Annotated in this window: 21 protein-coding genes; 18 read left to right on the plus strand and 3 right to left on the minus strand. The window is 60.0% G+C overall.

The genetic code is table 11. From position 1 onward, the window contains the following. Nucleotides 1-32 precede the first annotated feature (32 nt). The 18 genes from E4O98_RS26730 to E4O98_RS26815 all read left to right on the plus strand — a co-directional run bounded on the left by E4O98_RS26730 (nucleotide 33) and on the right by E4O98_RS26815 (nucleotide 16,460). The gene (locus tag E4O98_RS26730; protein WP_003194019.1) at nucleotides 33-1,247 is read left to right on the plus strand and encodes an IscS subfamily cysteine desulfurase; all 1,215 of its coding nucleotides are present in this window, start codon (nucleotides 33-35) and stop codon (nucleotides 1,245-1,247) included. Between the two features lie 99 nt (nucleotides 1,248-1,346). Then, the gene (gene iscU / locus E4O98_RS26735) at nucleotides 1,347-1,733 is read left to right on the plus strand and encodes a Fe-S cluster assembly scaffold IscU (RefSeq protein WP_032879603.1); all 387 of its coding nucleotides are present in this window, start codon (nucleotides 1,347-1,349) and stop codon (nucleotides 1,731-1,733) included. Between the two features lie 28 nt (nucleotides 1,734-1,761). Continuing rightward, nucleotides 1,762-2,085 (plus strand): iron-sulfur cluster assembly protein IscA, encoded by a 324-nt coding sequence (iscA, locus tag E4O98_RS26740; protein WP_003209680.1) that lies wholly within the window; start codon nucleotides 1,762-1,764, stop codon nucleotides 2,083-2,085. Nucleotides 2,086-2,093: 8 nt separating this feature from the next. Further along, entirely contained in the window at nucleotides 2,094-2,615 is a 522-nt protein-coding gene (hscB, locus tag E4O98_RS26745) for a co-chaperone HscB (RefSeq protein WP_005791186.1), read from the plus strand. Between the two features lie 51 nt (nucleotides 2,616-2,666). After that, complete coding sequence (gene hscA, locus E4O98_RS26750) at nucleotides 2,667-4,529, plus strand: Fe-S protein assembly chaperone HscA (protein WP_078822258.1); 1,863 nt, start codon at nucleotides 2,667-2,669, stop codon at nucleotides 4,527-4,529. A gap of 3 nt (nucleotides 4,530-4,532) precedes the next feature. Then, on the plus strand, nucleotides 4,533-4,874 hold the full coding sequence (gene fdx, locus E4O98_RS26755; protein WP_005791182.1) for an ISC system 2Fe-2S type ferredoxin: 342 nt from the start codon (nucleotides 4,533-4,535) through the stop codon (nucleotides 4,872-4,874). 14 nt (nucleotides 4,875-4,888) lie between these two features. Beyond that, on the plus strand, nucleotides 4,889-5,089 hold the full coding sequence (iscX, locus tag E4O98_RS26760) for a Fe-S cluster assembly protein IscX (RefSeq protein WP_032879605.1): 201 nt from the start codon (nucleotides 4,889-4,891) through the stop codon (nucleotides 5,087-5,089). A 92-nt stretch (nucleotides 5,090-5,181) separates the two neighbouring features. Next, entirely contained in the window at nucleotides 5,182-5,607 is a 426-nt protein-coding gene (ndk, locus tag E4O98_RS26765) for a nucleoside-diphosphate kinase (RefSeq protein WP_003175956.1), read from the plus strand. A gap of 29 nt (nucleotides 5,608-5,636) precedes the next feature. Continuing rightward, complete coding sequence (gene rlmN, locus E4O98_RS26770) at nucleotides 5,637-6,785, plus strand: 23S rRNA (adenine(2503)-C(2))-methyltransferase RlmN (RefSeq protein ID WP_248136717.1); 1,149 nt, start codon at nucleotides 5,637-5,639, stop codon at nucleotides 6,783-6,785. Nucleotides 6,786-6,797: 12 nt separating this feature from the next. Next, nucleotides 6,798-7,556 carry a type IV pilus biogenesis/stability protein PilW gene (gene pilW / locus E4O98_RS26775; protein WP_032879606.1) on the plus strand — a complete coding sequence of 253 codons (759 nt, stop codon included), beginning with the start codon at nucleotides 6,798-6,800 and terminating at the stop codon, nucleotides 7,554-7,556. Next, nucleotides 7,556-8,542: a RodZ family helix-turn-helix domain-containing protein gene (locus E4O98_RS26780; RefSeq protein WP_148852661.1), complete on the plus strand. Its 987-nt coding sequence runs from the start codon at nucleotides 7,556-7,558 to the stop codon at nucleotides 8,540-8,542. Before pilW ends, E4O98_RS26780 begins: the two co-directional genes overlap by 1 nt. A 2-nt stretch (nucleotides 8,543-8,544) precedes the next feature. Next, complete coding sequence (ispG, locus tag E4O98_RS26785) at nucleotides 8,545-9,654, plus strand: flavodoxin-dependent (E)-4-hydroxy-3-methylbut-2-enyl-diphosphate synthase (RefSeq protein ID WP_003175952.1); 1,110 nt, start codon at nucleotides 8,545-8,547, stop codon at nucleotides 9,652-9,654. Nucleotides 9,655-9,677: 23 nt separating this feature from the next. Then, the gene (hisS, locus tag E4O98_RS26790) at nucleotides 9,678-10,967 is read left to right on the plus strand and encodes a histidine--tRNA ligase (RefSeq protein WP_248136719.1); all 1,290 of its coding nucleotides are present in this window, start codon (nucleotides 9,678-9,680) and stop codon (nucleotides 10,965-10,967) included. A 41-nt stretch (nucleotides 10,968-11,008) separates the two neighbouring features. Further along, nucleotides 11,009-11,650: a YfgM family protein gene (locus E4O98_RS26795; protein WP_003194010.1), complete on the plus strand. Its 642-nt coding sequence runs from the start codon at nucleotides 11,009-11,011 to the stop codon at nucleotides 11,648-11,650. Continuing rightward, nucleotides 11,643-12,794: an outer membrane protein assembly factor BamB gene (gene bamB / locus E4O98_RS26800; RefSeq protein ID WP_005791169.1), complete on the plus strand. Its 1,152-nt coding sequence runs from the start codon at nucleotides 11,643-11,645 to the stop codon at nucleotides 12,792-12,794. The genes E4O98_RS26795 and bamB overlap by 8 nt, the downstream gene beginning before the upstream one ends. Before the next feature lie 134 nt (nucleotides 12,795-12,928). Continuing rightward, a complete protein-coding gene (gene der, locus E4O98_RS26805; protein ID WP_248136721.1) occupies nucleotides 12,929-14,398 on the plus strand; it encodes a ribosome biogenesis GTPase Der in 1,470 nt (489 codons plus the stop codon). Nucleotides 14,399-14,532: 134 nt separating this feature from the next. Beyond that, nucleotides 14,533-15,681 carry a pyridoxal phosphate-dependent aminotransferase gene (locus E4O98_RS26810; RefSeq protein ID WP_248136723.1) on the plus strand — a complete coding sequence of 383 codons (1,149 nt, stop codon included), beginning with the start codon at nucleotides 14,533-14,535 and terminating at the stop codon, nucleotides 15,679-15,681. Beyond that, nucleotides 15,669-16,460 carry an amidohydrolase gene (locus E4O98_RS26815; RefSeq protein ID WP_032879610.1) on the plus strand — a complete coding sequence of 264 codons (792 nt, stop codon included), beginning with the start codon at nucleotides 15,669-15,671 and terminating at the stop codon, nucleotides 16,458-16,460. Before E4O98_RS26810 ends, E4O98_RS26815 begins: the two co-directional genes overlap by 13 nt. A 161-nt stretch (nucleotides 16,461-16,621) precedes the next feature. Here E4O98_RS26815 and leuA read toward each other — a convergent pair whose 3' ends face one another. The 3 genes from leuA to xseA form a co-directional block, all read right to left on the minus strand. After that, entirely contained in the window at nucleotides 16,622-18,301 is a 1,680-nt protein-coding gene (gene leuA, locus E4O98_RS26820) for a 2-isopropylmalate synthase (protein ID WP_103734900.1), read from the minus strand. 323 nt (nucleotides 18,302-18,624) lie between these two features. Continuing rightward, a complete protein-coding gene (locus tag E4O98_RS26825) occupies nucleotides 18,625-19,443 on the minus strand; it encodes a M23 family metallopeptidase (RefSeq protein WP_032879612.1) in 819 nt (272 codons plus the stop codon). A gap of 3 nt (nucleotides 19,444-19,446) precedes the next feature. Then, the gene (xseA, locus tag E4O98_RS26830) at nucleotides 19,447-20,826 is read right to left on the minus strand and encodes an exodeoxyribonuclease VII large subunit (protein WP_248136725.1); all 1,380 of its coding nucleotides are present in this window, start codon (nucleotides 20,824-20,826) and stop codon (nucleotides 19,447-19,449) included. Between the last annotated feature and the right edge of the window lie 8 nt (nucleotides 20,827-20,834).

A 20,834-nucleotide genomic window follows, 5' to 3' on the forward strand; every position in this document is an offset into this window, starting at 1 on the left:
CGTGCCAGCCAGCCTGATTTAGGAGAAAGTCCATGAAATTGCCGATTTACCTTGATTACTCAGCGACCACCCCGGTTGATCCGCGTGTTGCGCAAAAAATGAGCGAATGCCTGCTGGTTGACGGAAACTTCGGCAACCCGGCCTCCCGTTCCCACGTATTCGGCTGGAAGGCCGAGGAAGCGGTCGAGAACGCGCGTCGCCAGGTCGCCGATCTGGTCAACGCCGACCCGCGTGAAATCGTCTGGACGTCCGGTGCTACCGAGTCCGACAACCTGGCTATCAAGGGTGCGGCGCATTTCTACGCAACCAAGGGCAAGCACCTGATCACCACCAAGATTGAGCACAAGGCTGTCCTCGACACCATGCGCCAACTGGAGCGTGAAGGTTTCGAGGTGACTTACCTTGAGCCCACCACCGACGGTATCGTCACCCCTGCGATGATCGAAGCCGCGATGCGTGAAGACACCATCCTGGTTTCCGTGATCCACGTGAACAACGAAATCGGTACCATCAACGACATCGCCGCCATCGGCGAGCTGACGCGCTCCAAGGGTGTGTTGCTACACGTCGACGCTGCTCAGTCTACCGGCAAGGTCGATATCGACCTGTCCAAGCTGAAAGTCGACCTGATGTCGTTCTCGGCCCACAAGACTTACGGCCCTAAAGGCATCGGCGCTCTCTACGTCAGCCGCAAGCCACGCGTGCGCATCGAAGCGACCATGCACGGTGGCGGCCACGAACGCGGCATGCGTTCGGGCACCCTGGCGACCCACCAGATCGTCGGCATGGGTGAAGCCTTCCGCGTAGCCAAGGAAGACATGGCTGCCGAAAACGTACGTATCAAGGCCCTGAGTGATCGCTTCTACAAGCAGGTCGAGAACCTTGAAGAGCTGTACATCAACGGCAGCATGACTGCCCGTGTACCGCACAACCTGAATTTGAGCTTCAACTATGTCGAAGGCGAGTCGCTGATCATGGCGCTCAAGGACCTGGCGGTCTCGTCCGGTTCGGCCTGTACCTCGGCATCCCTTGAGCCTTCGTATGTATTGCGCGCCCTGGGCCGCAACGACGAACTGGCACACAGCTCGATCCGCTTTACGTTCGGCCGCTTCACCACTGAAGAGCAAGTCGACTATGCCGCGCAGAAGGTCTGCGAAGCCGTCAACAAGCTGCGCGTTCTGTCGCCGCTGTGGGACATGTACAAAGACGGTGTCGATATTTCCAAGATCGAGTGGGCGGCACACTAAATATAGAAGCCGCCACCCAAGCTCTGTAGGAACGTGGCGGTAAACGCAGGCGTTTCTACAGGGTTCCAGAGCGGCCCTGATGAGTGAGGATTCAGTACCATGGCTTACAGCGAAAAGGTCATCGACCACTACGAAAACCCGCGCAACGTCGGCAAGATGAACGCGGAAGATCCTGATGTCGGCACCGGCATGGTCGGCGCTCCGGCGTGCGGCGATGTGATGCGCCTGCAGATCAAGGTCAACGAACAGGGCATTATCGAAGATGCCAAGTTCAAGACCTATGGCTGCGGTTCGGCCATCGCCTCCAGTTCCCTTGCGACCGAGTGGATGAAAGGCAAGTCCCTGGATGAGGCTGTCACCATCAGCAACACCCAGCTGGCCGAAGAACTGGCCCTGCCGCCAGTGAAAATCCACTGCTCCGTACTCGCTGAAGACGCCATCAAGGCGGCGGTTCGCGACTACAAGCAGAAGAAAGGCTTGATCTAAGCATTTGGCGACGAGTAAGGAGTCAACGATGGCTATCAGCATGACAGAAGCGGCTGCGCAGCACATTCGCCGCTCCCTGAATGGGCGCGGTAAAGGTGAGGGGATTCGTCTGGGTGTACGCACCACGGGCTGTTCCGGCCTTGCCTACGTGCTGGAGTTTGTCGACGAGGTGGTTGAAGAGGACCAGGTGTTCGAAAGTCACGGCGAGAAAGTGATCATCGACCCCAAGAGCCTGACCTACCTGGACGGCACCGAGCTCGATTTCGTCAAGGAAGGGTTGAACGAAGGCTTCAAGTTCAACAACCCCAACGTGCGCGGTGAATGTGGCTGCGGCGAAAGCTTCAACATCTGAGGCTACTCGTGGGTACTCCTTGTCATTTCGCTTTATTCGAGCTGCAGCCGAGCTTTCGGCTGGACCTCGAGCAGCTTGCCACGCGCTATCGAGAACTGGCGCGTGGGGTGCATCCGGACCGCTTTGCCGACGCTTCCGAGCGTGAGCAACGCCTGGCCCTGGAGCAATCGGCCAGCCTCAACGAAGCCTATCAGACGCTCAAAAGCCCCCCCAAACGCGCGCGCTATTTGCTGGCGATGAAGGGCGGTGAGTTGCCGATGGAAGTCACCGTGCATGACCCGGACTTCCTGATGCAGCAGATGCAATGGCGTGAAGAGCTCGAAGATCTGCAGGACGAAGCCGATGTGGCGGGTGTCGCGGTCTTCAAACGTCGTCTGAAAACTGCCCAGGACGAGCTCAACGAAAGCTTTGCGGCCTGTTGGGATGATGCTGCGCAACGTGAACAGGCCGAGCGCCTGATGCGGCGTATGCAGTTCCTCGACAAGCTCACCTACGAAGTGCGCCAGCTAGAAGAGCGCCTCGACGATTAACCCAGTGCTGCCCGTGATGCACGCCTGATAGACAGATAAGACCTGATTACCATGGCCCTACTGCAAATCGCCGAACCCGGCCAAAGCCCTCAACCGCACCAGCGTCGCCTGGCGGTCGGGATTGACCTGGGCACCACCAATTCCCTGGTTGCTGCCTTGCGCAGTGGCCTGTCCGAGCCTCTGCCCGATGCCGATGGGCAGGTGATCCTGCCGTCCGCCGTGCGTTACCACCCTGATCGTACCGAAGTGGGTGAGTCGGCCAAGTTGGCCGCGTCCTCGGACCCCCTGAACACTGTGCTGTCGGTCAAGCGCTTGATGGGTCGTGGGCTGTCCGACGTCAAGCAGTTGGGCGACCAGTTGCCGTACCGCTTTGTCGGCGGTGAGTCCCATATGCCGTTTATCGACACCGTCCAGGGCCCGAAAAGCCCGGTCGAAGTGTCGGCTGATATCCTCAAGGTGCTGCGCCAGCGTGCGGAAAAAACCTTGGGCGGCGAGCTGGTCGGGGCGGTGATCACCGTTCCGGCGTATTTCGATGACGCCCAGCGCCAAGCCACCAAGGACGCGGCGAAACTGGCGGGCCTGAATGTACTGCGCCTGCTCAACGAGCCGACCGCTGCGGCTGTGGCCTACGGCCTCGATCAGCACGCTGAAGGCCTGGTTGCCATTTATGATCTGGGCGGCGGCACCTTCGATATTTCGATCCTGCGCCTGACCGGCGGTGTTTTCGAAGTGCTGGCCACCGGTGGCGACAGTGCCCTGGGCGGCGATGACTTCGACCACGCCATCGCCGGCTGGATCATCACCAGCGCCGGTTTGTCTGCCGACCTGGACCCGGGCGCGCAGCGTAATTTGCTGCAAACTGCCTGTGCGGCCAAAGAAGCACTGACGGACGCCAACTCTGTAGAGGTTTGCTACGGCTCATGGTCGGCTCAACTGACCCGTGAGGCCTTCGATGCGCTGATCGAGCCGATGGTCGCTCGCAGCCTCAGGGCTTGCCGCCGTGCCGTACGTGACTCCGGTGTTGAACTGGAAGATGTGGCGGCCGTGGTCATGGTTGGCGGTTCGACCCGTGTGCCGCGCGTGCGCGAAGCCGTCGCCGAAGCCTTTGGTCGCCAGCCGCTGACTGAAATCGACCCGGATCAAGTGGTCGCCATCGGTGCTGCGATCCAGGCCGACACCCTGGCCGGCAACAAGCGCGACGGTGGCGAACTGCTGCTGCTCGACGTGATTCCTTTGTCCCTGGGCCTGGAAACCATGGGCGGCCTGATGGAGAAGGTGATTCCACGCAACACCACCATCCCCGTCGCGCGCGCCCAGGATTTCACCACCTACAAAGACGGCCAGACGGCCATGATGATTCATGTGCTGCAAGGCGAGCGCGAGCTGATCAGCGACTGCCGCTCCCTGGCGCGCTTTGAACTGCGCGGCATCCCGGCGATGGTGGCTGGTGCAGCGAAGATTCGCGTCACCTATCAGGTCGACGCCGATGGCCTGCTCAGCGTGGCTGCGCGTGAACTGGCCTCGGGCGTTGAGGCCAGCATCCAGGTCAAACCGTCCTACGGCCTGACCGACGGCGAAATCGCCAAGATGCTCAAGGACTCGTTCCAGTATGCCGGTGACGACAAGGTTGCCCGCGTACTGCGTGAGCAGCAAGTGGATGCCCAGCGCCTGCTCGAAGCGGTGCAGGGCGCCCTTGAAGCCGACGGCGAGCGCCTGCTGGATGCCGAAGAGCGCATGGTCATCGACCTGCAGATGCAGGAATTGGCCGAACTGATGAAAGGCAACGATGGTTACGCCATCGAGCAACAGACCAAGCGCCTGTCGCAAGTGACTGATGCCTTTGCCGCCCGTCGTATGGATCAGACGGTGAAAGCCGCACTGGCGGGCCGCAACCTGAATGAAATCGAGGAATAACTGATGCCGCAGGTCACTTTTCTACCGCACGCCGAACACTGCCCGGATGGCATGGTCGTGGAGGCAGAGACCGGCAAGTCCCTGCTTGACGTCGCGCACGACAACCATATCGAGATTGAAAGTGCGTGTGGTGGCGTCAATGCCTGCACCACTTGCCACTGCATCATTCGTAAAGGTTTCGACAGCCTTAATGAGGCTGACGACCTGGAAGAAGACTATCTTGATAGGGCGTGGGGGCTGGAGCCGACGTCGCGTCTGAGTTGCCAGGCGAAAGTGGGGACTGAAGACCTCACCGTTGAAATTCCGAAATATTCGCTCAACCATGCGGCCGAAGCGCCGCATTGATTCAAGGAAATGTCATGAGCCTGAAATGGGTTGATGTACAAGAAATCGCTATACAACTTGCCGAAGCTCACCCTGAGGTCAATCCTCTTACCGTGAACTTCGTCAAGCTGCGCAACCTCGTAATGGCGCTGCCGGATTTTGACGACATCCCTGACCGGGGTGGCGAAAAGGTCCTGGAGGCGATTCAAGGCCTGTGGATCGAAGAAGCAGACTGAGCCGCCTTTTTACGCAGTTAGGCAATACCCAATAACCCGCGTATAATTCGCGGGTTTAATTTTTCGTAAATTACCGTTTCTGGAGTTACACCATGGCTGTTCAACGTACTTTCTCCATCATCAAGCCTGACGCTGTTGCAAAAAACGTCATCGGCGAGATCACCACTCGTTTCGAAAAAGCCGGCCTGAAGGTTGTAGCTTCGAAACTCAAGCAACTGTCCAAGGCTGAAGCTGAAGGCTTCTACGCTGAGCACAGCGCTCGTGGCTTCTTCGGCGACCTGGTTGCCTTCATGATCTCCGGTCCTGTTGTTGTTCAGGTTCTGGAAGGCGAAAACGCTATCGCTCTGAACCGTGAGCTGATGGGCGCTACCAACCCTAAAGAAGCGGCTGCCGGCACCATTCGTGCTGACTTCGCTGAGTCCATCGATGCCAACGCTGTTCATGGTTCGGACTCCGAAGCCGCTGCTGCTCGCGAAATCTCGTACTTTTTCGCTGCTACTGAAGTAACCGCTCGCTAAGCATCGGCTTAAAGAGTGAGGGTGAATCCATGACTACATCGACTGTTAAAACCAACCTGCTGGGTCTGACTCAGCCGGAAATGGAGAAATTCTTCGACTCAATCGGGGAGAAGCGTTTCCGTGCCGGTCAGGTAATGAAGTGGATTCACCACTTTGGCGTCGACGATTTCGACGCCATGACGAACGTCAGCAAGGCCCTGCGCGACAAGCTCAAGGCCATTGCCGAGGTGCGTGGTCCCGAGGTTGTCAGCGAGGACATCTCCAGCGACGGCACCCGTAAATGGGTGGTGCGCGTGGCGTCCGGCAGCTGCGTCGAGACCGTGTACATTCCCCAGGGCAAACGCGGCACCTTGTGCGTTTCGTCCCAGGCAGGCTGTGCCCTGGATTGCAGTTTCTGCTCCACCGGCAAGCAAGGCTTCAATAGCAACCTCACCGCCGCCGAAGTCATCGGCCAGGTGTGGATTGCCAACAAATCCTTTGGCAGCGTCCCGGCGACCGTCGACCGTGCCATCACCAACGTGGTGATGATGGGCATGGGTGAGCCGCTGCTGAACTTCGGCAACGTGATTGCGGCCATGCACCTGATGATGGACGACCTGGGCTACGGCATCTCCAAGCGCCGTGTGACCCTGTCGACCTCCGGCGTGGTGCCGATGATCGATGAGCTGGCCAAGCACATCGACGTCTCCCTGGCGTTGTCGTTGCACGCACCGAATGACGCATTGCGTAACCAATTGGTGCCGATCAACAAGAAGTATCCGCTTAAGATGCTGCTCGAATCTTGCCAGCGTTACATGGCGACCTTGGGTGAGAAGCGTGTGCTGACCATTGAGTACACCATGCTCAAGGACATCAACGACAAGGTCGAGCACGCGGTCGAGATGATCGAGTTGCTCAAGAACACGCCGTGCAAGATCAACCTGATCCCGTTCAACCCGTTTCCACATTCTGGCTACGAGCGGCCGAGCAACAACGCCATCCGCCGTTTCCAGGATCAACTGCACCAGGCCGGCTACAACGTCACCGTACGCACCACCCGTGGTGAAGACATCGACGCCGCCTGTGGCCAATTGGTAGGGCAGGTGATGGACCGCACCCGCCGCAGCGAACGTTATATCGCCGTGCGCGAACTTAACGCCGCCGAAGATTTGCCGCAAATTGCTGTGAATCGAATCTGAGAGAGGATCTCTATGCCCTTGCGCCTTGCGCTGCTTTTACTGCTTACCGGCCTCGTTGCCGGTTGTGTTTCATCGGGCCATGACAGCCCTTTGCACACCACTAAAGGCCGTGATGAGGCGCGGGTTGCCTATGTGCAATTGGGCTTGGGGTATTTGCGTCAAGGTATGAGCGAGCAAGCCAAGGTGCCGCTGAAAAAGGCCCTTGAACTGGACAGCGCGGATGCCGATGCCAACGCCGCACTGGCTCTGGTGTTTCAGGCCCAGGCAGAGCCTGAGCTGGCCGACCGCTATTTCAGCAAGGCCCTGGCTTCCCGTCCTGCCGATCCCAGGTTGCTGAACAACTATGGCAGTTTCCTGTTCGAGCAGAAACGGTATGACCAAGCCGCCGCTTATTTCCAGCAAGCCAGCGCCGATACTCTTTATCCTGAGCGTTCGCGGGTGTTCGAGAACCTCGGGGTGACCTCGATGCGCCTGGGTCAGCGCGACAGCGCGCGTCAGCAGCTGGAAAAAGCCCTGCATCTGAACAGTCGCCAGCCACGGGCTTTGCTCGAAATGGCTGAGTTGTCTTACGAAGACAGGCATTATGTGCCGGCACGAGACTATTACGAGCGTTTTAGCCTGCTCAGCGGGCAAAATGCACGTAGTCTATTGCTCGGTGTGCGCCTGGCGACGGTTCATGAAGAACACGACACGGCCGCACGTTTTGGCCAGCAACTCGAACGACTCTATCCCGGTACGCCGGAATATCAGCAATACCTGTCGGAGCAATGATGAAAGCCGCGCACCCGGAAGATGTAGCAGCTAATCGCGTAAACCCAGGCGAAACCTTGCGTCAGGCCCGCGAAAGCAATGGTTGGTCGCTGGCGGAAGTGGCCCTCAAGCTCAATTTGACCAGCACGTCCCTGGCCAATCTGGAAGCCGGCGCGTTCGACAAGCTGCCTGGGCACACCTTTGCCCGTGGCTATATTCGCGCCTACGCCAAATTGCTGGGTATTGACCAGGCGGTGCTGGTGCAGGAATTCGACCAGTTCACCGGTACCGATGCCCAGGGCAGCAATGTCCATGGCCTTGGGCGCATCGAAGAGCCAACGCGGGTTTCCCACACGATTTTGCGGATTGTCAGCCTGTTGCTGCTGGTTGCCGTGGTCGGCGGCGGTTTCGTCTGGTGGCAAGACCAGGCCTCCCAGCGCAACAAAGACCTGACCAGCAACGCCATGGAGCACGTCGAAGTCGAAAGCGCCGATGGCACCACCCAGATTCATCCGCTGGACGAGCCGGAAGACCAGGCAGTTGCCGAAGGGCAGGCCGCACCGCAAGTGCCGGCTACGGCTGAGCAGCCGGCGCCGCAAGTGGGCACCACGCCTGCTGACACTGCGGCGGTACAGGCGCCGGTGACCCCGGCAGCACCCGTGGTTCAAGCTCCTGCGGCACCCGCACCCGCACCCGCGACGCCTGCGCCAGCCGCACCGGCAGCGCCAGCAATGTCGCCTCCGACCACCCCTGCGTTGATCGCCGGTGACGGGCGCGTACAGATCACCTTCATCGCTGACTGCTGGACGCAGGTCACCGATGGCAACGGCAAAGTGCTGTTCAGCGGTTTGAAGCGTAAGGGAGATACGCTTGACCAGGGCGGCAAGCCTCCTTTGACGCTGCGTCTGGGCTTTGCCCGTGGCGCGCAAGTGGCCTACAACGGCCAGCCTGTAGACGTGGCGCCGTTCACCAGTGGCGAGACCGCTCGCCTCAAGTTGGGACAATAGTCATGCACGGCGAATCTCCAATCAAACGTCGCGTATCGCGCAAGATCTGGGTCGGCTCGGTGCCGGTGGGGGGCGATGCCCCCATTGCAGTGCAAAGCATGACCAACAGCGACACTAACGATGTGGCCGCCACCGTCGCCCAGATCAATCGCCTGGAAGCGGCCGGCGTAGACATCGTGCGGGTTTCCGTACCGGACATGGATGCCGCCGAGGCTTTCGGCCGCATCAAGCAGTTGGTCAAGGTGCCGCTGGTTGCCGATATTCACTTCGACTACAAGATTGCACTGCGCGTGGCCGAGCTGGGTGTGGACTGCCTGCGTATCAACCCGGGCAACATCGGTCGCGAAGACCGCGTGCGCGCCGTGGTGGACGCTGCCCGTGATCGTGGGATTCCGATCCGCATTGGCGTGAACGCCGGCTCCCTGGAAAAAGACCTGCAAAAAAAATACGGCGAGCCTACCCCGGCGGCGCTGGTCGAGTCGGCACTGCGCCACGTTGAGCACCTGGAGCGCCTGAATTTCCAGGACTTCAAGGTCAGCGTAAAGGCCTCCGATGTGTTCATGGCGGTAGAAGCCTACCGCCTGCTGGCCAAGGAAATCGTGCAACCACTGCACTTGGGTATCACTGAAGCTGGCGGTTTGCGCTCAGGCACAGTGAAATCTGCGGTGGGTCTCGGTATGCTGCTCGCCGAAGGGATTGGCGATACTATCCGCATCTCCCTGGCGGCAGACCCCGTAGAGGAAGTGAAGGTCGGCTACGACATTCTCAAATCCCTGCGTTTGCGTTCCCGTGGTATCAACTTCATTGCCTGCCCGAGCTGCTCGCGGCAGAACTTCGACGTGGTGAAAACCATGAACGACCTGGAGCTGCGCCTCGAAGACCTGCTGGTGCCGCTGGATGTCGCAGTCATCGGTTGTGTAGTCAACGGGCCGGGTGAGGCCAAAGAGGCTCATGTGGGCCTGACCGGTGGTACGCCGAATTTGATTTACATCGACGGCAAGCCGTCGCAGAAGCTAACGAATGACAATCTGGTGGATGAGCTGGAAAAGCTGATCCGCGAGAAAGCGGCCGAGAAGGTCGCCGCTGACGCAGCGCTGATCGCTCGCGGCTGATTGAACGAATTTAAGGATTTGATGTGAGCAAGTCTCTGCAAGCCATTCGTGGCATGAACGACATCCTGCCGGAGCAGACGCCACTGTGGCGCTACTTCGAAAGCACTGTCGCGCGCCTGCTGGATAACTACGGTTACAAGCAGATCCGCATGCCGATCGTCGAGTTCACCGAGCTGTTCAAACGCTCCATCGGTGAAGTGACCGACATCGTCGAAAAAGAGATGTACACCTTCGAAGACCGCAACGGCGACTCCCTGACCCTGCGTCCGGAAGGCACTGCCGCGTGCGTGCGCGCCGTACTGGAACATGGCATCACCGGTGGTGGCCAAACCCAGAAGCTCTGGTACATCGGCCCGATGTTCCGCCACGAGCGCCCGCAGAAAGGCCGCTATCGCCAGTTCCACCAGATCGGTTGCGAAGTCTTCAACCTTGACGGCCCGGACATCGACGCCGAGCTGATCGTGCTGACCTGGCGTCTGTGGGGCCAACTGGGCATCCGCGATGCGGTCAAGCTCGAACTCAACAGCCTGGGTACCAGCGAGTCCCGGGGCCGCTATCGCGAAGCCCTGGTCGAATACCTGTCGGCTCACCTGGATAAATTGGACGAAGACAGCCAGCGCCGTCTGAAAACCAACCCGTTGCGCGTTCTGGATACCAAGAACGCCGACACCCAGGCCGTATTGGTCAATGCACCGAAAATGGCCGATTACCTGGACGACGAATCCCGCTTGCACTTCGAGGGCCTCAAGGCTCGCCTGGATGCCGCGGGGATTCCCTACGTGATCAACCCCAAGCTGGTGCGTGGCCTCGACTACTACAGCAAGACCGTATTCGAGTGGGTCACCGACAAGCTCGGCGCCCAAGGCACCGTGTGTGCCGGTGGTCGCTACGACGGCCTGGTCGAGCAAATGGGCGGCAAGCCGACTACGGGCGTGGGCCTTGCCATGGGTATCGAGCGACTGATCCTGTTGCTGGAAACCCTTGAACAGGTTCCCGAAGAAATTTCCCGTCAGGTGGACGTGTACCTGTGCGCTTTTGGCGAGGCTGCCGAACTGGCCGCCCTGGCCTTGAGCGAGAAGGTGCGCGACCAACTGCCGAACCTGCGCCTGCAGATCAATGCCGGCGCCGGCAGCTTCAAGAGCCAGTTCAAGAAGGCTGACAAGAGCGGTGCGCTGTACGCACTGATCCTTGGCGATGACGAATTGGCCCAGCAAGTGATAGGTTTCAAACCCCTGCGTGGCCAGGGTGAACAACAGAACGTTGCCTTTGATGCGCTCGCTGCGCACTTGGCCACCTGCGTCGTGCAGGGTTGAAGCTGTCGAACAGCCGAATTTAGCGATTAAGGAGTATTGGGGTGTCGAGTACTGATGATGAGCAACTGGCCGAGTTCAAGGACTGGTGGCAGCGTAACGGCAAGCCCCTGGTCACTGGCGGCCTGCTGGCTTTAGTGGTGGTGTTCGGCTGGCAAGCCTGGACCAAGTATCAGGCCAACCAATCCCAGGGCGCCTCGATCGTTTACCAGCAATTGCTGGAAACTACCCTGACGCCGGACGGCAAGCCTGACCCTGCACAGGTGGCAGACCTGGCTGGCAAGCTGAAAAACGAATTCGGCGGTAGCACCTACGCCCAGTACGGCAGCCTGTTCGTCGCGAAGGTCGCGGTCGATACCGGCAAGCTGGATGACGCAGCCACCGAGCTGAAGGCCATTGCCGACAAGCCGACCAACCCGACCCTGGGTGAAATCGCACGTCAGCGCCTGGCACAGGTATTGGCGGCACAGAACAAGGCTGACGAAGCACTCAAACTGCTCGACGGCGATGCTGACAAGGCATTCGTGGCCACTCGCGAAGAGCTCAAGGGCGACCTGTTGGTCCAATTGGGTCGTACCGACGAAGCCCATGCTGCGTACCAAAAAGCCAAGGCGGCGCTGTCTGATGAAGCGGCGGTCGGTGGCTTACAAATCAAGCTCGACGACTTGGCCAAAGGGGATGCGTGACGTGATCCGTTGGAAACATGCAGCATTGCTGGCTCTGGCCGTTTTGGCCGCGGGTTGCAGCAGCAACAGCAAAAAAGAACTGCCGCCTGCCGAGCTGACCAGCTTCAAGGAAGAAGTGGTCCTGCAAAAACAATGGAGCCAATCCATTGGTGACGGGCAGGGCGACCTCTACAACCTGTTGCAGCCGGCGATCGACGGCGACAACATCGTGGCCACTGATTCCACTGGCGTCGTGGTTGCCATGGATCGCATGAACGGCGACGTCAAGTGGAAGAAAGACCTCGAACTGCCGGTTTCCGGTGGTGTGGGTGTCGGCTACGGCATGGTGCTGATCGGTACGCTCAAAGGTGATGTGGTCGCACTCGACTCCAGCACCGGCGAAGAGAAATGGCGCGCTCGCGTGACCAGTGAAGTGCTCTCGGCGCCAGCGACCAACGGCGATATCGTCGTGGTGCAGACCCAGGATGACCGCGTAATCGGTCTGGATGCCTCCACTGGCGACCAACGCTGGTTGTACGACAGCACCCCGGCGGTGTTGACCCTGCGTGGTACCAGTGGTCCGATTGTGACCAACAATCTCGCTGTGGCTGGCCTGTCGACCGGTAAAGTAGTCGCCCTGGATACCCAGAACGGCGTGCCGGCGTGGGAAACCCGTGTGGCTATCCCGCAAGGCCGTTCCGAGCTGGACCGCGTCGTGGACATCGACGGTGGCCTGCTGCTGTCGGGTGAAACCCTCTACGTGGCCACCTATCAGGGCCGTGTTGCCGCGCTGGACCTGCAAAGCGGCCGCATCAACTGGCAGCGTGATGCTTCCAGCTATGCGGGTGTCGCCCAAGGGTTTGGCAGCGTCTACGTGAGCCTGGCCTCCGGCACCGTTGAAAGTGTCGATGAGCGTTCCACCACTGCACTGTGGAGCAACGACTCGCTGGCTCGCCGCCAACTGTCGGCACCGGAAGTCTTCTCCAGCTACGTAGCAGTCGGTGACTTTGAAGGTTACCTGCACCTGCTGAGCCAGGTGGATGGTCGCTTTGTCGGTCGCCAACGTATCGACAGCGACGGCCTGCGTGCGCGTCCGCTGGTGGTAGGTAACATGCTTTATGTGTATGGCAACGGCGGCAAGCTGGAAGCCCTGACCATCAAGTAAGAACCATGCTTGGGGTAACCCCCAGGCGGCCCTGCTTTTGCGGGGCATGCGGCATCTGACGATGCTGCCCCGAGCACCAGCCGCTGCCCTGCAGCGGCTTTTGTATTTTCTGAAATAACGAAGTGGAGAGCCGCATGGTTCCCGTAATCGCCCTGGTGGGCCGACCTAACGTCGGCAAGTCCACCTTGTTCAACCGCCTGACCAGGACTCGCGACGCCATTGTCGGCGACCTGTCCGGTCTGACCCGTGATCGCCAATACGGTGAGGCAAAGTGGCAAGGGCGCTCCTACATTATTGTCGACACCGGTGGTATCTCCGGTGACGAGCATGGCATGGACGAAAAAATGGCCGAGCAGTCGCTGCTGGCCATTGAAGAAGCCGATGTCGTGTTGTTTCTGGTGGACGCCCGCGCGGGCTATACCGCCGCTGACCAGATGATTGGCGAGCACCTGCGCAAGCGCAACAAGCGTTCCTATCTGGTCGCCAACAAGATCGACAACATCGATCCTGAGGCGGCCCGTGCCGAATTCAGCCCGATGGGCCTGGGTGATGCGATCCCGGTCGCGGGTGCCCACGGCCGTGGCATCACCCAGATGCTGGAAATCGCCCTGCGCGACTTCCCCAAGGATGATGTCGAGGAAGAAGAGGGCGAGGAAGAGATCGTCGCTGAAGGCGAGGAAGCCAAGCGCATTCCTGGCCCGAGCGAAAAAGACGGTATCAAGATCGCTATCATCGGCCGCCCGAACGTCGGCAAGTCGACCCTGGTCAACCGTATGCTCGGTGAAGACCGCGTTATCGTCTACGACCAGCCCGGCACCACTCGCGACAGTATCTACATCCCGTTCGAGCGTAACGACGAGAAGTACACGCTGATCGACACCGCCGGTGTGCGCAAGCGCGGCAAGATCCACGAAGAAGTTGAAAAGTTCTCCGTGGTCAAAACCCTGCAAGCGATCAAAGACGCCAACGTGGTGATCTTCGTGATGGACGCCCGCGAAGGCGTGGTGGACCACGACCTCAACTTGCTGGGCTTTGCCCTGGAAGCCGGTCGGGCCCTGGTGATCGCGATCAACAAGTGGGACGGCATGACGCCGAGCGAGCGCGATTACGTCAAGATCGAACTGCAGCGTCGGTTGTTCTTCGTCGAGTTCGCCGATATCCACTTTATCTCGGCACTGCACGGTACTGGCGTGGGTAACCTCTACGCCTCGGTACAGAACTCGTTCAAGTCCGCGGTCACCCGCTGGCCGACCAACCGTCTGACCCAGATCCTCGAAGACGCCGTGGGCGAGCACGCACCGCCGATGGTCAACAACCGTCGGATCAAACTGCGTTACGCCCACTTGGGTGGTGCCAACCCGCCGATTATCGTGATCCACGGTAACCAGATCGAGAAGGTGCCCAAGTCCTACGTGCGTTACCTGGAAAACACTTACCGCCGAGTCTTGAAACTGGTCGGTACGCCGATCCGTATCGAGTTCAAGGGTGGCGAGAACCCATACGAAGGCAACAAGAACACACTGACCGACCGTCAGGTGAACAAGAAGCGTCGTTTGATGACTCACCACAAGAAGGCCGACAAGAAGCGCCGTGACAAGAAATAACGGCAGCTTTGCGTTGTAAGCGACACGCTGCAAGAGAGGGCTCCTTTGGAGCCCTTTTTTGTGCGCGGCCGTTTGTGCCTTGACCCGGTGCAATTGGCAGCTTAAAACTTGGGGCTCACCTGCAGGGGCCTCCGATGATCACCAGCAAGCTGCCGAATGTCGGCACGACCATTTTCACCACTATGTCGCAACTTGCGGCTGAAACCGGCGCGCTCAACCTGTCCCAGGGTTTCCCGGATTTCAATGGCCCGCAAGGTTTACTCGATGCAGTGGGCAAGCATATCGCTCTGGGTCACAACCAGTACGCGCCCATGACCGGCTTGCCCGTGTTGCGTCAGCAGGTGGCCGCCAAGATTGCTCGCAGTTATGGCGCCGCAGTCGATGCCGACAGCGAGGTGACCATCACTCCTGGCGCCACCGAGGCGATCTTCTGCGCGATCCAGGCGGTGATTCACAGTGGCGATGAAGTCATCGTGTTCGACCCCAGCTACGACAGCTATGAGCCCTCGGTGGAGCTGGCCGGTGGTCGTTGCATGCATGTGCAACTGAGCCTGGACGGTTTTGCCCTCGACTTCGAGCAGATCAAGGCGGCGCTGTCGCCGCGCACCCGCATGATCATCATCAACTCGCCACATAACCCCACTGGTGCGCTGATCAGCCGCGCCGAGCTGGACCAGTTGGCCGAACTGATCCGCGACCGCGATATCTACCTGGTCAGCGATGAGGTCTACGAACACCTGGTGTTCGACGGTGTGCCCCACGTCAGCATATTGGCCCATCAGGAGCTGTATCAGCGCGCCTTCGTGGTCAGCTCCTTCGGCAAGACCTATCACGTGACCGGCTGGAAAACCGGTTACGTGGTCGCGCCGCCGGCTCTGACTGCCGAACTGCGCAAGGTGCATCAATATGTCAACTTTTGCGGCGTGACCCCTTTGCAGTACGCTTTGGCTGACTTCATGGCTGATCACCCGGAGCATGTCGAAGAACTGCCGGCCTTTTACCAGGCCAAGCGCGACATGTTTTGCGACCTGCTGGGGCCATCCCGCTTCAGTTTTACCCGGGTGAGCGGCACTTATTTCCAACTGGTGGATTACTCACAGATTCGCCCAGACCTGGATGACATTGCCATGTCCTTGTGGATGACCCGCGAACACGGCGTGGCGACCATACCGGTCTCGGTGTTCTACCAGAACCCACCCCAAGGCCAGCGCCTGGTGCGTCTGTGCTTTGCCAAACGCGAGGAGACGCTGCAACAAGCAGCCGAAAAGCTATGCGTGATCTGAGTGCACTGCCCAATCTGAACATCGCCCTGATTCAGACCAGCCTGGTGTGGCATGACCGTCAGGCTAACCTTGAGCATTTTGAGCTGCTGCTGGAGCAGGCCAATGGTGCGGACCTGATCATACTGCCGGAGATGTTCACCACCGGTTTCTCCATGGAGTCAGCCACCCTCGCCGAGCCGGAAAAGGGGCCGACCCATCACTGGCTCCAGGCGCAGGCAACCAAATACAACGCGGTGATCACTGGCAGCGTGATTATCCAGGCCGCCGACGGTAGCCACCGCAACCGCCTGTTGTGGGCAAGGCCGGATGGCGAGGTGCTGCATTACGACAAGCGTCACCTGTTCCGCATGGCCGGTGAGCACGATCACTACACCCCCGGCGAACGCCAGGTGCAGTTTGAGTTAAAGGGCTGGCGCATTCGCCCACTGATTTGCTACGACCTGCGCTTCCCGGTATGGAGTCGCGATGCCCAGGACACCGACTTGCTGCTGTACACCGCCAATTGGCCCGGTGCACGTCGTCAGCATTGGAACCGCTTGTTGCCGGCGCGGGCGATTGAAAACCTGTGCTATGTGGCTGCCGTGAATCGGGTAGGCACGGATGGCAAAGGATTTGCCTATACAGGCGACAGCCAGGTGCTGGATTTCCAGGGTGAAACCTTGCTGAGTGCAGGGGAGGCGGACGGGGTGTTCCAGGTGATTCTGGATGCGGCGGAGTTGGCTGCTTATCGCACCAGGTTTCCAGCGAACCTGGATGCCGATAGCTTTCAGTTTGTCTGATAAACCGCTATCGGGAGCAAGCCCCCTCCCACTTTGATTTGCGAATACATTCAAATGTGGGAGGGGGCTTGCTCCCGATAGGGCCATCAGCGCCACCATAACCCCAAAGCAAAAAGGCCCCTGGATTCACACCCAGGGGCCTTTCACATTTCAGCAGCCGATTACGCCGCTTTGGCTTCCAACTGGCTCAGCGAGCGGTTCAGCGCACTGAACAGCGCCTTGAAGCTGGCGGTGGTGATGTTTTCATCAATGCCCACACCATGCACCGGACGTTCGCCGTTCACGCGCAGTTCAATGTAGGCGGCCGCCTTGGCATTGGTGCCCGCACCGATGGCATGTTCGTTGTAGTCCATGATCTCCACGCCAATCGGCAGGCCGGCCACCAAGGCTTCCAGCGCGCCGTTGCCTTTGCCTTTCCAGTGCAGGTTGGTTTCGCCCTGGCCCTTGCCGGAAACTTCCACCTCGACAAAGCTGTTGCCGTTCTCTTCCTGCAGGCGATGGCTGACCAGCGCGTACGGGGTGTTGGCTTGCAGGTATTCACGCTGCAGCAAGGCGTAGATCTGCGGCGCAGTCATCTCAAGGCCCACGCGGTCGGTTTCGGCCTGCACAACCTGGCTGAACTCGATCTGCATACGACGCGGCAAGCTGATGTCGTATTCCTGTTCCAGCAGGTAGGCGATGCCACCTTTGCCCGACTGGCTGTTTACACGAATCACCGCTTCGTAGCTGCGGCCAATGTCCGCCGGGTCGATCGGCAAGTACGGCACTTCCCACAGCGCATCGTCTTTCTGCTGGGAGAAGCCTTTGCGGATCGCGTCCTGGTGGGAGCCGGAAAATGCGGTGTGTACCAGGTCGCCCACATAAGGATGACGCGGGTGCACCTGGATCTGGTTGCACTCTTCAACGACTTTGCGCACACCGTCGATATCGGAGAAGTCCAGTTGCGGGTCCAGGCCCTGGGTGTACATGTTCAGGGCCACGGTCACCAGGTCGACGTTGCCGGTACGCTCGCCGTTGCCGAACAGGCAGCCTTCGACGCGGTCGGCGCCGGCCATCAGGCCCAGTTCGGTGGCGGCGACACCGGTGCCGCGATCGTTATGGGTGTGCAGGCTGATGATCACACTGTCACGACGGTTGATATGGCGACCGAACCACTCGATCTGGTCGGCATAGATGTTCGGTGTGGCGCATTCAACGGTGGCCGGCAGGTTGAGGATCATCTTGTGCTCGGGCGTCGGGTTCCACACCTCGATCACTGCGTCGCAGACTTCCTTGGCGAACTCCAACTCAGTGGCGCTGAACGTTTCCGGGGAGTATTCGAAGGTCCACTGGGTTTCAGGCTGTTGGGCGGCGTATTTGACGAACAGTTTGGCCGCGTTGACGGCGATAGCCTTGATGCCATCCTTGTCCTGGTTGAACACGATGCGGCGGAACGACGGCGACGTGGCGTTGTACAAGTGCACGATGGCCTTCTTGGCGCCGCGCAGGGATTCGAAGGTGCGTGCGATCAAGTCTTCACGGCCCTGGGTCAGCACCTGGATGGTGGTGTCCTCGGGGATGTGGTTGTCTTCGATCAGGGTGCGCACGAAGTCGAAGTCGGTTTGCGAGGCGGCCGGGAACGAGGCTTCGATTTCCTTCACGCCTACAGATACCAGGGTCTTCCAGAAACGCAGCTTTTTCGCGGCGTCCATCGGCTCGATCAGCGACTGGTTGCCATCACGCAGGTCAGAGCTGCACCAGATCGGCGCGGTGGTGATGGTCTTCGATGGCCAGGTGCGGTCCTGAATATCAATGGTCGGGAACGCGCGGTACTTCGACGACGGGTCTTTGAGCATGCTCATCGGGAAATCCTTTGTTGTTGGGGCCGAGAAAAGGCGGCCTGCCGTGAAACTGTTTTTGGGGAGAAAGCTTGGGACGAGGCAGATCGATTCAGCCTGGCAGTCGTGCGCTGACGAGGCACAGGCTGCGGTGCTGGCGAAGCTGAATGAGGGTGTGAGAGGTTTTCATAAGCTCAACCCTAACCGCAGGGGTGAAAGATGGCAAGCAGTCGATAAAAATTGAGATAAGTTCTGCTCTGCGCAGAATAAACGAGATTTTATGCTGGTTTTGAAGTTGATATCTGGTTTTAGTTGCGCGCCGGTGATGGGGCGCGCAATCGCGTGTTTCAGGGTTGGAATGCGCCGATAAAGATAGCCGGGTCAACCCGTGCATCGTTCAGGCTGACGTTCCAGTGCATGTGCGGCCCCGTCGCCCGTCCGGTCGAGCCCACCTTGCCCACGACCGCACCGCGCACCAGTTGCTGGCCCACCTTCACGTCGATCTTCGACATATGGCAGAACATGCTGATAAAGCCCTGGCCATGGTCGACGAATACCGTGTTGCCATTGAAGAAGTAATTGCCAACCAGAATCACCTTGCCGTTCGCGGGCGTCTTGATCGGCGTACCGGCCGGCACGGCGAAGTCGAGGCCCGAATGCGGGTTGCGCTCTTCACCGTTGAAGAAGCGCCGCACCCCGAACTTGCTCGACAACGGGCCGTTCACCGGTTTGTCCAGCACCAGGTTGCTCGGCAGGGTGGGGCTGAAACTGCGGTAAGCCTTGAGCTGTACCGCCAACTCGCCTTCGATGCGCTTGAGCTGGGCTGGGTCAGGGTTGACCTGGCTTTTATTCTTCAGCGTGATGCGCTGTTCCGGGTACTTCTTGTAACCGACGATAAACGGCAAATTGCGCCCGCCGCTGCTGATGCGCTCGTTACCAGGCTTGACCGTCAACGGGATACCGACGATGGCTAGCCAGTTGTCCTGTTCTTTGACCACCAGCACCGGTTTGCCTTGGTATGTGGCTTTGGGCGCCGTGGCGGCCGGTCCCAGTTCGACCACGGCCACACCACCGGGCACCGGTTTGTTCAAGGTGCGGGTGATATAGCTGTCCGCGTAGGTATTCATGGACAGGCACAGCAGCAACAAACTCAGTAGACGTGGCATCAATCAATCCAGTAGCGAAAGGGTGACGGGGGTCAGGTGATTGTCTTCCACCCGCACTTGCAGTTGACCTTCACCCAGGCGCGCGGTCAGGCGCTGGCCGGTGTGGGTTTGTGCGGCATTGCGAATCGCCTGGCCGCGTTCATCCAGCAGGATGCTGTAGCCACGGCCCAGGGTCGCCTGCGGGCTGACCACCTGCAACGTCTGCACCTGGCTTTGCAGTTGCAGGCGTCGGGCCTTGAGACCTTCGCGCATGGCTCGGGGCAGGCGTTCGGCGAGGCTGTCCAGGCGCTGGCGCAACAGCGCCAATTGGCGGCCCGGATGCTGGCCGGCGAGGCGGGTCTCCAGGCGAATCAAGCGCTCGCGACGGGTATTGAGGCCGCGCTCGAAGGCGCGGCGCATACGCATGTCCAGGTCATCCAGACGTTGTGCCTGCTGGCGCAAGCGCTCGCCCGGGTGACGCAGGCGCCGGGCCATGCCTTCCAGGCGCAGGCGGCTGTGGCTCAGGCGGTTACGCATCAGCATCACCAGGCGCCGATGCAGGTTGTCTACCTGGCGCACCAGATGGCTGGCGTCCGGTGCCAGCAACTCGGCGGCGGCGGAGGGCGTCGGAGCGCGCACGTCCGCCACGAAGTCGCTGATCGACACATCGGTTTCATGGCCGACGGCGCTGACGATGGGCGTGACGCAGGCGTCCACCGCTCGGGCCACGGCTTCTTCGTTGAAGCACCAGAGATCTTCCAGTGAGCCGCCGCCACGGGCCAGGATCAGCGCGTCGAAGCCGCGGGCATCGGCGAGTTTGAGCGCCCGCACGATCTGCGGGATCGCCTCGCGGCCCTGCACAGCGGTCGGGATCAGTGTCAGTTCAATGTTCGGCGCCCGGCGGCGGAACACACTGATGATGTCGCGAATCACCGCGCCGGTCGGCGAACTGATGATGCCGATACGCCGCGGGTGCGCGGGCAGCGGCACCTTGCGCTCGGCGCTGAACAGGCCTTCGGCGCTGAGCTTTTCCTTCAAGGCATCGAAGGCCAGGCGCAGCGCGCCATCGCCGGCAGGTTCCACGGTGTCGAGGATCAGTTGATAGTCGCCACGCCCCTCGAACAACGAGACCTTGCCACGCACTTTGACCGCCAGGCCGTCCTTCAACGCCTGGCGCACGCGTGCAGCGTTGTTGCGAAACAGCGCGCAACGCACCTGGGCCCCGCTGTCCTTGAGGGTGAAATACACATGGCCGGAAGCCGGGCGGGCGAGGTTGGAGATTTCGCCTTCGACCCAGATATTGGTGAACACGTCTTCCAGCAACACCCGCGCGCGGCCGTTGAGCTGGCTGACAGTCAGGACTTCGCGGTCCAGGCCCAGACGGGCAAAAGGATCTTTAATCATGGGCGGCA

The sequence above is a fragment of the Pseudomonas sp. W2Jun17 genome (assembly GCF_023127795.1).
Lineage (GTDB): Bacteria > Pseudomonadota > Gammaproteobacteria > Pseudomonadales > Pseudomonadaceae > Aquipseudomonas > Aquipseudomonas synxantha_A.